Consider the following 12126-nt stretch of genomic DNA (forward strand, 5'->3'; position numbering starts at 1 on the left):
GCGGATGTAGAAGGTGCTGTTGGAGGTGCGGTAGACGGCGAGGTTGGACACGGCGGTGGTGAACGCGCAGTTGCCGCTGGTGTGCTGCCGGACCTGGCCGTCGGAGATCATCGCCACGCCGTCGATGACGATGGGCACCCGGACGCCGTCCGCGAGCTGCTCATAATGCAGGTGCGGGCCGGTCGCCTGGCCCGTCTCACCGACCTCCCCCAGTTTCTGGCCGCGTCCGACACTCTGGCCGACCGACACCGACAGCGCTCTCAGGTGCGCGACCCGGCTGCGCCAGCCGCCACTGTGGTCCAGCACGACCTCGTTGCCGTACCCGTTGTTCGGGCCCGCGGACACGACGGTGCCCGCGGCCGAGGCCAGGGCGGGGGTCCCCAGGTCCGAAGGGCCGGAGACGTTGTAGTCGATGGCGTTCGGCACCTCCTCGGCGTGGTGGAAGTAGTCCCGGACCTGGCCGCAGGGCCACGGCGCCTGGAAATCGGGCCGGGGGCCTGCCGCCTGCGCGGGCGCCGCCGTTGACGTGAGCAGGCCGCCGACTGCGACGGCCCCTAAGACCATTCGGACACGCATGGCATCACTCCAGCGATGTGAAGGACTCTTCGTCATCAAGATCATCGATTGCGCCGCGCCACACCTCGCCGCGGCCGCCACCAGGGTGGCGGCGGCCCCTCCGACCGGCGCGGCGCCGCAGAGATGGGTGGCGACCCTCCGACCGGCGCGGCGCCGCAGGGATGGGCGGCTTGGCCGGGCTGGGAGCCGGCCGGCCGGAGGTTCTGCCGGGTTCCGCACCGGTTTGGTGGGCTCGGACGATGCCGCCGAGGCCGGGTCCGGGAGAGATCTCCCGCTGACCCGTCCGCCGCCTGGACGCTCGCGCCTCAGCAGCGCCCGATGGCATCGGCCCGATCGTTCGTGCCGCCCGGCATGTTGGGCCTTGTCGCCCCGGGCCCGAGACGGTCGAGAGTGATCGAACTGCCGTTGTCGTACAGGCAGTAGGTGTAGCTCGTCTTGTTCGCCCAGCTGCTCACCCTGTCGTGGTCAGCGGCATCGACGTTGCGGAACACCGGGCTGCCGTACTGGCGCGGAATTCCGGGGAAGCCCGCGTCGACCCAGAGGCAGACGTTTCCCGACTTGCAGTCGCTCAGAGACTGTGGCTCCATGGTCGGCTCCGCGTGAGCCGACGTCGCCATCATGGCGCCGATCAGCGCCGCCGCGCCGCAGAGAGGCAGGACGATTCGGGTGAAGTTGCGTTTCATCGGTATTCCCCTGGTTCGTTGGCGAATGGGCCTTCATCGTGGACAGGACGCCGCAGCCGGGTCGTCACCCTGAACGCGGCTTTCCCGTGTACGCAAATCTGCGTACAGCGCGTGGCCCACGCCCGCGGCTAGGGTCGTGAGGGTGGACGGCGCCAGGAAACGAGCGCAGGGCTGGTGGGCGGACGGGTGGCCGTGCCTGCCGTTCCTGGCCGCCGGCCTGGTGGGCACCCAGCCCGCGGCCTTGTTCCAACCCGACTCGACCCGTCCGCTGGGGCCGCCCGCGTACGCACTGGTGGTGGTCGCGGCACTGGCGCTGGCCGGGCGGAGCAGGCCGGGCATGGTGCTGACGATCAACGGCGCGGCGGTGGCGGCCTACCTGGCGGCCGGATATCCGTTCGGACCGATCCTGCTGACGGTGCCCGCCGCCATGTACTACGTCGCGGCGGCGTGGCCGGTCGGTCGGGCGGTGGCGGTCGTGGCGGCGGACTTCGGGGTGCTGGTGGTGGCCCTGTACGCCAAGACCCTCGCAGAGGACGGGATCGGCTCCGTGAACGTGTTCGCCTGGGGCGCGATCGCCCTGGCCGCGCTGGCGTCCGGGATCACCGTACGGCTGCGGCGGGAGGCCGCCGCGGGCCTGCGCACCGAGCAGGCGAGGCGCATGGCCTCCGAGGAGCGGTTGCGCATGGCGCAGGATCTGCACGACACCATCGGCCACGGGCTGGCGGCCATCGCGATGCAGGCCGGAGTCGCCCTGCACATGCTCGACCGCGACGTGACCGAGGCCCGGCACGCCTTGGAGGCGGTGCGCGCCACCAGCCGCGAGGGGCTGGACAGCCTGCGCGCCGGGCTGGAGCGGCTGCGCGGCGACCAGCCCGCGCGGCGCGGGCCGGTGCCCGACAGGCCTGGGCTGGATCTACTGGACGAGCTGGCTGACCGAGTGCGGACGGCCGGGGTCGAGCTGGACGTGGACCTCCAGCCGGACCTTCATCTAGCCCGCCCGGTGGAGGAAGCGGTGTTCCGCATCGTGCGGGAGGCGCTGACGAACGTCCTGCGCCATGCCGGTGCCGTTCCCGCCCGGGTCGTGGTCCGCCGCGACGGGGACGACCTGCTGGTCGAGGTGACCGACACGGGCGCCAGGGCGGAAGCCGGCCCCGGCCCGGCGGCCCCGGGAGGACTCGGCATCCGCGGCATGCGCGCGCAGGCCGAGCGACTCGGCGGGAAGATGGAGGCTGGTCCGCTGCCCGGCGGGGGCTTTGCGGTACGGGCTCTTCTGCCGATGGAGGCCGGGACATGATCCGCGTGGTGACCGTGGACGACCAGGCACTGATCCGCGTCGGCGTCCGGACGTTGCTGCGCTCCGAGCCCGACACCGACTTGGTGGGTGAGGCCGCCGACGGCTGCGCCGGGCTGGCGCTGATCCGCCGCACCCGGCCGGACGTGGTGCTGATGGACATCAGGATGCCCGAGGTGGACGGCTTGACCGCGCTGCGGGAGATCACCGGCGATCCGGCGCTGGCATCGGTGCGGGTCGTCATGCTGACCACCTTCGGCCTGGACGAATACGTCTTCGAGGCGTTACGGGACGGCGCCAGCGGATTCGTGCTCAAGGACGCCGACCCGGCCGAGCTGTTACAGGCGGTGCGCGTGGTGGCCCGGGGTGAATCGCTCCTGTCCCCATCGATCACCCGTAGCGTGATCTCCCAGTTCGCGCGGCGCGCCCCCTCGGTGATCGCGCATCCAGGCATCAAGGGCCTGACCGAACGCGAGGGCGAGGTGACGGCCTGGGTCGCGGCCGGCCTCTCCAACGACGAGATCGCGGCGCGTCTGGCCATCAGCACGGAAACCGTGCGCACACACGTCAGCCGCGCGATGCTCAAACTCAAGGCCCGTGACCGTGCCCAGCTGGTGGTGTTCGCCATCCAGTCCGGCCTGGTCCCTCCGATGTGAGCGCGCAGGCGCTGTCTCCGCAGCCGGCCGCGCCCGCGACAGCACGCCTGGCTCACCTGGGGATGCGACTTCGAGGTGCTGGATCCGCCGGAGCTGGTCCCGGTGCTGCGCGAGGTCCGCGACCGCCTCGACCGGGCCGCGGCCTTGTCTGGTTGACGAGGGTTCTGGCGGCAACGGCGGAGCTGACGGGGTGCCCTCCACGGTGTGCCTGGCCAGCCTCCATCCAATATGTTAACCGTGGTTCCCGTTTCTTTCAGAGAGGTACGTACGTGGCCGAGTCCGACGAGCTGGAATCCCTCATCTCGCAGGGGCGCAAACACGGGGTGCGCAAGCGGGTCATCCTGCTGCAGGCGGCCCGGCTCTTCGTGGAACGCGGTTACGCCGACACCGGGATCGACGACATCGGGGCCGCGGTGGGCATCTCCGGCCCCGCGGTCTACCGGCACTTCCCCGGCAAGCAGGCCATCCTCCTCGCCCTGATCGAGTTGTCGCTGGAACGCCTTCAGGAGGGGACGCAAGCCGCGCTGGCCGACCGGGACCGGGACCCGCAGGAGGCGCTGATCGCCCTGGTGGACTGGTTCTCCCGGTCGTCCGTCGAGAACCGGAGTCTGACTCTGATCATGCAGGCCGAGCTGCTGTGGCTGCCGGAGCAGGATCGGCGGCGGCTCAACCGCCAGATGCGGCAGATACGTGAGGAGTGGGTCGGGCTGCTGATCGAGGTGCGGCCGGAGCTGTCGGACCTCGCGGCGCGGATCGCCGTCACCTCCGTCATGGGGATGGTGACGGCGGTGCTCGCCGCCCGGCTGAGCGACGACGTCCGGGCGCTGAGTGTGCACCTGCGGGCCCAGATGCTCGCCGTCCTGCATGTGCCGGCTGGGTTGTGACGGCTCTGGATCAAGCGAAAAGTTAATCTGTATATACTTTTTGCCATGGGAGGGCGCTGTGGGAGCGGACTCGGCGCACGGTCCGTGAGCGCTCGTCCTCTTACGGGACGTCGTAGCGCCAGTCGTCGCCACTGGTGCGAGCCAGAACGAGGGGCAGCACATGATGGAACGCACAGTCGAGGCCAACGGGATCCGTTTGTGGTGCGAGACGTTCGGTGATCCCGCCGACCCCGCGCTGCTGCTCGTGATGGGGCTCGGTGCCCGGGGCGCCACCTGGCCCGACGAGCTCTGCCGGCTTCTCCAGGTGGGAGGCCGGTACGTCATCCGCTACGACAACCGGGACACCGGGCTGTCCGGCCGCGTGGATTACGAGGCCAACCCGTACACCATGGTCGACCTCGCCCAGGACGCGGTCGGCCTGCTCGACGGCTTGGGCATCGCCACGGCGGACGTGGTCGGCGCGTCGATGGGCGGCATGATCGCCCAGGAGATCGCGCTCGAACACGCTGACCGGCTGCGCACCCTGACGGTCATCATGTCGAGCGCCGAGCCCCTCGACCCCGCGACCAACACCTTCCGGGGCACGGTACGCGATCCACGGCTGGCCGCCTGGGACGCCGAACAGATCGCCAATCCGCCCAGCACCCGGGAGGAGCACGTCGAGTCGCATCTCAAGCTGGCGCGCATTCTCGCCGGACGGCTGACGGCGTTCGACGAGGCGGCCACGCGCGCGATCATCGAGCGGGAGATCGAGAACGCCACCGATGCGGGCCACGCCTCGAAGAACCACATCCTCGCGGCCTTCGCCTCCCGCGACCGTTCCGGGCTTGTCGGCTCGATCACCGCTCCGACTCTGGTGATTCACGGCTCGGACGACCCCATGGCGCCCTTCGCCCACGGGAAGGCCCTGGCGGCGGCGATTCCCGGCAGCGAGTTCCTGCCCATCGAGGGAATGGGGCACGGGTTCCCGCCGCCGGTGATTCCTCGGATCTCCGCCGCGATCCTCCGGCACACCGGGCGATAGCCGACAACCGTCGATCGCGGGGAGCCGCCCGCGTACGGCAGGTCGTGCCTCCTCGACGTTCTACGCCCGCACTGCTCGATGCTGCGTTCCGCAGCTCGTGTTCGACGGGGAGACACGCCCGGTTCGCGGGACGGGCGTTAAGGCGTCGGGCGAAGCCGGGCACGGCTGATCGGACCGACCCGCCTTCGGGGAAGCATGAGAACCCGGCGGCCGAGCAGTGCGCTCGCCGGGGGGCGTTGACGTGTCACCAGATCACTCCCCGCAACTGGCCGGTGTCTGCCTCCCCCTGCCACGGGAATGGACAAAGGACCCATGACGGACGTGGTGGTGCGGCGGCCTGTCGTAGGAGAGGTGGCGGCCAGTCGGCGGAGAAACGGCTTCCTCCCTGAGCAGGAGGACCCGCAGATGAGTGCCGCTCATAGTTGACGGCATGTCACGAAGATTCTTACCTGGGCCACTGCCACGTGCGCTGGCAGGCGCGGCACTCTCCCTGGCCCTGGTCGCGACCTCCGGCTTCACACCCGCGCACGCCGCCCCCATCACCGATGTCCCGCTGCTCGACGACTACGACGCGGAATCGCTCGCGAACCTCCCCGCCGTCGGCGGCCTGGAGTACCTGAAGCATCGATATGCGCCGACCGACACCTGCCCGCCGGTCGGCACCGGACCGGGCGGGCCGCCGTTCTGGGGGGACGACAAGCCCGCCCAGTTCCGCCAGGGTGTCCCGCTGCCCGGACAGAGGGTCGTGAAGATCGTCATCAATGGCGACTCGTACATGTCGGGGGAGGGGGCGGGACTCTACTTCAACAAGCGCGGCTTCCTGCCCGAACCCATGCGCTTCCTTCCCGGTCCCAACGGCGGCCGCGTCCCGGCGGAGGGTCACACCGAGGCCGACTACGACGAGGACTTCCGTCACCGTTCGGCCGGCGCCGCGGTCCTGCAGGCCATCGACCTGCTGCGCCGCGCCAATCCCGAGGTCTTCTTCGACGTCCGTTTCAACGCCTCCTCCGGCGCGGCCACCGAGCACTTCTTCGTGGGCCAGAACGACCACGGCCGCGTCAACCCGCCGCAGAACGAGGGGCTGGACGCCGCCACCGACCTGGTGATCTCCGGCTTCGGCGGCAACGACGCCCGCTTCGGGCCCATGCTGACCGCCATACTCGCGAAGAACATCGGCCTCCGGAACAGCATCGTGGCGGAGGTCGCGCCGCTGCTCGACGTCACCCGCACCTCCGAGCAGGAATGGGCGGACTCGGAGCCGCCGCGTCCGCCGTTCGTCCGCCCGCTGACGCAGCCGACGACCCTCTCGGCGCGTCTGGTGCGACTGGTGCGGGCGATGAACGTCGCCACCAGCGGCAAGGCCAGGATCATGATGGTCAACTATCCCCAGCCCTTGGCGGAAGGTCTCACACCGGGAGGCCTGATGAGGTGGCTGGTGAGCTCGGGGGACCTGGAGCCTCTTCGCACTCTCGGACCTCGGCTGACCGCCTCCATCAAGAAGGCGCAGCAGGTCCTGGCCGACCACGGGATCGCCACCGACATGCTGGACCTCGCGAACGCCTTCGCCGGCCACGAGCTGGGGACCAAGACCCCTTACGTTCGCAGCCTCAGCTGGACCCCCGCCGAGGGAGGGGACGACTTCAACATGACACAGCAGACAGGGCATCCCAACCAGCAAGGGCAGAAGGCGCTGGCGGGTCACTACGCTCTGATGATCGCGGGTGAGCTGGGGCTGCGCCTCAAGGCGGCCGACGGAGCGCCCCCACCGGCCGGGGCGGCGGAGCCGTGCGACGCCGATCCCAGCGACCGCCACTATCTGCCCGCCACGGCCACCCAGAGCGGCGGATCGAGCGGCGGCACCGGTGGTGGCGGGGGAGGCGGCACCAGCACCCCCCACGTGGGCCCACGCTCGACCATGTGGTTCGTCAACATCGACCCGCCGCCCTTCCACCCGGGTCCCCAGCCCAGCTCACAGCCCAGCGCACAGCCCACCTCGGGAACGGGGACGCCGGAGCAGACGCCGCGGTGGACCATCTATCCGGTCGACACCGTCCGGCCGACCAACCCGCCCATCTCCTTCGACCTGACCCAGCCACTGCCCTACCTGTGGCCCGTGCCCACCAATGGAGGAAGCCCGTACCGTTTCGAGTTCGAGGTGAAGATCAACGCCGACCAGCTCCTGAGGTAAGGAGCAGGCCCACGGCTCACAAGCCGGGGTGGCGGGAAGCGAAGGCGACCCTCTCCTCGCGGGTCTCCGGTGTGCGCTGAGCTCAGGTTTAAGGTTGCTGAAAGGGCGGTGTCTAACGTTCTGCGCGGCAACGTCAACCGCAAGGAGTGACATGAGGACAATCGCCGCCATCGCCGCCACGCTGATGCTCGCCTCCTCCCCGGCCGCGGCCGAACCCGAGGACAGCGACCGGGAGATCCCCCTGGCGCACATCGAATACACGACCGGTCTCACCGTGAGCTTCTCCGACAGCCAGCCGTCCGACGAGGTGGGGATGTCCCAGGTCGGGATCATCGGCAGCGCGCCGCTCATCGCCTGGGACCGGAGCAACAGCTACCTGCAGACCTACCTGGAGATCACGCCGCCCGACGTGCCGGTGCCCCAGCGCCTCGTCGAGGACCACGGCGCCGACCTCCCCGCCGAGCTGCGGGGGCGGCGGATCACCAGCGAGCCGGTCACCGTACGCGGCCTGACCGCTCCGGCCGCGGCCGTGCTCTCCGCGTCGTGCACCGCCGAACACTGGGGGTCGCACCTCTGGCACGACAACGCCCAGGCCGGCCTGGCGCCGAAGTCGTACACCACCCTCGACTTCGGCGGCTTCAAGGAGCGTCGCGCGGAGAGCTTCATCTTCAACTGCCTGCCGGTGGGCTCGCCGAGCTCCCTGTGGGCACGGCACCGGCTGTACTACTGGAACGGCACCAGTTGGTGGAAGCAGGCGGACGAGAAGGTCGCCCCCGGGCACCAGGCGGAGGAGGTCAAGGGCAAGATCAAGCTCCACCGCAGGGTCAGCTACGACGACGGCTGGGGGTCCAGCCCCAACTGCCTCGGCGGAGCCTGCAAGTACACCCGTGAGGGACGTTTCACCAGCTGACAGGTGACCGGCCGCCTGCCGGACGACACAGGAGCCGGAGGTCAGCGCAGGACGGCCGCCAGCAGGTCCGTGCCCAGCGTCGTCATCTCGGGCAGGTTGAGCGTGTAGTGGACGTAGCGCCCGTGCCGCCGGGTCGTGAGCAGGCCCGCGCGGCGCAGGACGGCGAGGTGGCGGGAGACCTCCGGAGGCGACAGCTCCCAGGCGTGGGCCAGCTCGCCGGTGGTGTGCGGGCCGCGGGCCAGGGTGCGCAGCAGCCGCAGTCGTACCGGATGGGCGAGTGCCTCCAGCCGCAGGGTGACCGTCTCCAGCGACACCGGCTCGGACGGATCCGGCTCGGCCACGGGATACTGCACCACCGGCTGCCATCCGGGCGCGTGGACCACCACCAGGTGCGGGCGGCCGAAGTCACTGGGGATGAAGGTGACCCCGGCGCCGTGGGCGGCGGTCGCATTGTCCTGCAGTTTGTCCACGACGATGCGGTTGCCGTCCGGCGTCAGGGTGACCGCGCCGGAGACCGAGGCGAGAGCCGCCCCGATGCCCTGGCGCTTCAGCAGGTCGTTCTTCAGCCGCAGGTCGGTGGCCAGCCGCACGGCGACGCCCGTCCAGGCGGCGTCGAAGAACGCCTCGGCGCACTGTTCGAGGGTGTGGCGCACCCGCGCCCGCACCGCGGCCGGGTCGGCGAGCAGCCGTTCCGCGAACGCCTCCTGACGTTCGCCGCGCGCCTGGGCCAGGTCGAGGGCCCGCTCGCGCGCGGTCGCGTCGGCGAGCGGCGACGGCGCGGCGAAGTGCACCCGGTTGCTGCCGCACGTGGTGACGAGCGCAGCGGTCACATAGGTCTCGTCGTCGATCCGGTCGACATCGTCCAGCTCCTCGGCGAGGGTCTGGCGGGGCCGGGCCGGGACCAGGAAATCGGCTCGCGAGGAACGCCAGAGGAACTCCGCCTCTCGCAACCGCTCGGCCAGCTCCGGCGGCATCCCGGACCAGACGTCCCCGGCCCAGCCGGCCAGCCGCGGATGATGCCCGGGTTCGGCCAGGACGTGCAACATCGCGGTCAGCTCGGCCAGCGGGGAGGCGGCGAACCGCAGCCGCTCGGCCGGCAGGCCGGTGATGTCGATGCGCAGCGTCATCCCTCCATCATCCCTGGCCGGACGGCCGATGACGGCGTCGGTTGACGATCTCCGTCAACCGACGTGCCGCGTCCGGCGACCCGGCACGACCGTTGGCGCCATGGCACCCACCACCGGAGTCCAGCTCCGCGTCCTCCTCCGCGCCTCCGGAGGCCCCCGCTACGCCGTCGCCCTGGCCGTGGACGCGCTCGGCACCGGCCTGCTGCGGCCCTTTCTGCTGCTCTACGGGGTGACGGTGCTCGGACTGTCCGGGCCGGTCACCGGCGCCGCCATGACCGCCGGTGTCGTCGCGGGTCTCGGGTGCATGCCCGCGGTGGGCCGATGGCTGGACCGGGGCGCGCGCAGCACGGTCGTGGCGGCGTCGATGCTGGTGCGGGTGCTGGGCGTGGTGTTGCTGGCGGCCACCCCGGCGGGGAACGTCTGGTTGTTCGCGACGGCTGCGCTCTTCCTCGGCATCGGCAACCAGGCCTGGCCGGCCGCCCACGCCGCCCTCGTGGCCACGCTCTCCCACGGCCGGGAGCGCGACGCCGCCCTGGCGGGGGGCCGCGCGCTGCGCAACGCCGGCCTGGGCGCCGGTGCGCTCCTCGCCACCGCCTGCCTGGCGGGTGGCGCCGCCGCGTTGCAGGCGCTGGCGGCCGTCACCGGGCTCGCCTACCTCGTGGCGGCGGCTCTGGCGTGGTCGGTACGCGTGCACGCTCATCCGGCCGCCGCCGCGGCCACGGACGGGGACGGCGAGCCCGCACCCCGGATGCGCGGGCTGCTGGCCGCCAACGTGATCTACGTCTTCTGCCTCAACGTCCCCGAGATCGCGCTTCCGCTGGTCCTGGTGACGCAGATGCACGCGTCCCCGGTGTGGTCGGCGGCCATCTTCGTGGCCAACACGGTCCTGGTGGTCACGCTGCAGGTTCCGGTCACCGTCCTGATGTCCCGCTTCTCCCGCCGGTCCGTGCTGGCGTTCGCCGGGGTGGTGCTCAGCGCGTCCTACCTCGGCTTCCTCGCGGCCGCCTTCCTGGGACCCGGCTGGAGCGCCCCGGCCGTCGCGGCGGTGTCCGTGGTCTGCACCCTCGGCGAGATCATCTACGCGGGCAGCGCCACCGCGCTCGTCACCGCCCTCGCCCCGGCGCAGGTCCTGGGACGCACCCTCGCCCGCTTCCAGCTCTCCACCGGCTTCGGCCTCGCCGTCTCCCCGGCGGTCATCACCGCTCTCGCACCCCACGGCCCGGCCGCCCTCTGGGGCGGCCTCGCCACCGCGACGCTCCTGTCCGCCGGTGTCGTCAGGGGAGAACGAGCTCCGCGAGCTGGGCGCGGGCGGTCACGCCGAGTTTCGGGAAGGCCTTGTAGAGGTGCTGGCCGACGGTTCGCGGACTGAGGAACAGGTGCGCGGCGATGTCCTTGTTCGACAGCCCCTGGGCGGCCAGGTTGACGATCTGCCGTTCCTGCGGTGTGAGCTGGGCGAAGCGGTCGGCGCCGGTGTTGCGCTGGGTGCTCCAGCCGGTCGCGCCCAGCTCCGTGCGTGCCCGGTCGGCCCAGGGGCGCGCGCCGAGCCACTCGAACGTCTCCAGCGCGGCCCGCAGGTGCCCCTGCGCGTCGCCGGTCTGGCGGGCCCGGCGCAGCCATTCCCCGTACAGCAGCTCGGTGCGGGCGCGGTCGAAGGGGCGCTCGTGCGCGTCGAGCGCGGCGCGGAAGTGCGCGTCGGCTCCGGGGTCCGGGGCCATGGTGGTGGCCAGCAGGGCACGGCAGCGGGAGACCAGGGCGTCGGCCCACCGCTGGCGCAGCATCCCGGCCCAGGATTCCAGCCGGGCCAACGGCTCGGCCGCGCGGGCGCTCCTGCCGCTGCGCAGGGCCGCTTCGACCAGGTCGGGCACCAGGTGCATGGCGGGGGTTCTGTTGCGTGCCTTGCCGTACACCAGCGACTCCAGCCCGAGCAGCGCCTGCTCGGGACGGCCCTGGCCGAGGTCGAGGAGCGCGAGCGCGGCCGGGGTGGCGGTGGCGGGGTCCAGCGGCTCTCCCTGAACGGCGGCGAGCTGATCCAGCAACGCGGTGGCCAGGCGTGACCAGGCGGGTTGCCCGGTGTCCGCGGCGATGTTCACGGCCTCCTCGGCGAAGGCGCACGCGTCGGCGCAGCGGCCGCGGGCGTGTTCGACGTGGCCCATGAAGGTCAGCGCCTGGGGCAGCAGCCCGACGCGGCCCTCGGCGCGGATGGCGGCGGTGGCGGCCAGGGCGAGCTGGTGGGTGCGGGCGTCCTGGTCGGCCAGGCCGAGTCCGCCGATCAGCAGCAGCCCACGCCGGTCGGGTCCGGCCTGGGCGCGGGCGCGCTCCACCACCTCGGCCAGCGGCGGCAGCTCGGTGGTGGGGCGGCCGAGGGTGAGCGTGACGAACCACCGGCACAGCTGGTGGACCGGGACGACGTCGTCGCCGGGCGGCACCTCCAGCGCGTCGAGCTGCTCGGCCGTGCGGTGGGCCATGTCGCGGTCGCCGTCGAGCCAGATCATGGAGGCGGCGTCCAGCAGCAACCACGCGGCCGAGCCCGGGTCGGTGGCGGCCAGGTGGTCCACACCGGCCGACAACATCGCGTGCGCCCCTTGCAGGTGGCCCTCGCCGTAGTCGGAGCAGGCCCGCACGCGGATCAGCCGGGAGGTCAGCTCGGCGCCCGGGCTCCCGGCGCCGAGCGCCAGAGCCCTGGCCCGATCGAAGCGACCGCTGAACTCGGTGGCCTCGGCCGCCAAGGTGAGCCTGCGGGCACGTTCCCCGGCCGACGGGCTCTGCGCGGCGGCGCGCGCGTAGGCC

10 protein-coding genes and 1 pseudogene are annotated in these 12126 nt (G+C 71.7%); 7 read left to right on the top strand and 4 right to left on the bottom strand.

Annotated features, from left to right (window positions below):
• Positions 1-153: 153 nt before the first annotated feature.
• Both ABZ815_RS47100 and ABZ815_RS47105 read right to left on the bottom strand, forming a co-directional pair.
• Positions 154-621 (bottom strand): annotated as a pseudogene (locus ABZ815_RS47100) (M23 family metallopeptidase); the annotation flags it as partial.
• 260 nt (positions 622-881) lie between these two features.
• Entirely contained in the window at positions 882-1259 is a 378-nt protein-coding gene (locus tag ABZ815_RS47105) for a peptidase inhibitor family I36 protein (RefSeq protein WP_357708405.1), read from the bottom strand.
• Positions 1260-1401: 142 nt separating this feature from the next.
• Here ABZ815_RS47105 and ABZ815_RS47110 point away from each other — a divergent pair, with 142 nt between their 5' ends.
• The 6 genes from ABZ815_RS47110 to ABZ815_RS47135 all read left to right on the top strand — a co-directional run bounded on the left by ABZ815_RS47110 (position 1402) and on the right by ABZ815_RS47135 (position 8212).
• A complete protein-coding gene (locus ABZ815_RS47110; RefSeq protein WP_357708406.1) occupies positions 1402-2553 on the top strand; it encodes a sensor histidine kinase in 1152 nt (383 codons plus the stop codon).
• On the top strand, positions 2550-3206 hold the full coding sequence (locus tag ABZ815_RS47115) for a response regulator transcription factor (protein WP_357708407.1): 657 nt from the start codon (positions 2550-2552) through the stop codon (positions 3204-3206). The genes ABZ815_RS47110 and ABZ815_RS47115 overlap by 4 nt, the downstream gene beginning before the upstream one ends.
• Before the next feature lie 269 nt (positions 3207-3475).
• A complete protein-coding gene (locus ABZ815_RS47120) occupies positions 3476-4090 on the top strand; it encodes a TetR/AcrR family transcriptional regulator (RefSeq protein WP_357708409.1) in 615 nt (204 codons plus the stop codon).
• A 160-nt stretch (positions 4091-4250) separates the two neighbouring features.
• Complete coding sequence (locus ABZ815_RS47125; RefSeq protein ID WP_357708410.1) at positions 4251-5114, top strand: alpha/beta hydrolase; 864 nt, start codon at positions 4251-4253, stop codon at positions 5112-5114.
• Between the two features lie 430 nt (positions 5115-5544).
• Positions 5545-7302, top strand: coding sequence for a hypothetical protein (locus ABZ815_RS47130; RefSeq protein ID WP_357708412.1), 1758 nt, complete (start codon positions 5545-5547; stop codon positions 7300-7302).
• Positions 7303-7453: 151 nt separating this feature from the next.
• Positions 7454-8212, top strand: a complete 759-nt coding sequence (locus ABZ815_RS47135) for a hypothetical protein (RefSeq protein WP_357708414.1) — start codon at positions 7454-7456, stop codon at positions 8210-8212.
• A 41-nt stretch (positions 8213-8253) separates the two neighbouring features.
• Here the strand turns inward: ABZ815_RS47135 and ABZ815_RS47140 are convergent, their stop codons facing one another.
• Positions 8254-9339: a DUF5937 family protein gene (locus ABZ815_RS47140; RefSeq protein ID WP_357708416.1), complete on the bottom strand. Its 1086-nt coding sequence runs from the start codon at positions 9337-9339 to the stop codon at positions 8254-8256.
• 100 nt (positions 9340-9439) lie between these two features.
• On the opposite strand from ABZ815_RS47140, the gene ABZ815_RS47145 reads away from it, so the two are divergent.
• Positions 9440-10708, top strand: coding sequence for an MFS transporter (locus ABZ815_RS47145; protein WP_357708418.1), 1269 nt, complete (start codon positions 9440-9442; stop codon positions 10706-10708).
• Here ABZ815_RS47145 and ABZ815_RS47150 read toward each other — a convergent pair.
• The coding region (locus tag ABZ815_RS47150) for a LuxR C-terminal-related transcriptional regulator (RefSeq protein WP_357708419.1) at positions 10614-12126 on the bottom strand (1513 nt) is incomplete at its 5' end. The two genes, ABZ815_RS47145 and ABZ815_RS47150, sit on opposite strands and share 95 nt — an antisense overlap.

Origin of the sequence: Nonomuraea sp. NPDC047529, from assembly GCF_040642995.1 — a bacterium.
Taxonomy (GTDB): Bacteria; Actinomycetota; Actinomycetes; order Streptosporangiales; family Streptosporangiaceae; genus Nonomuraea.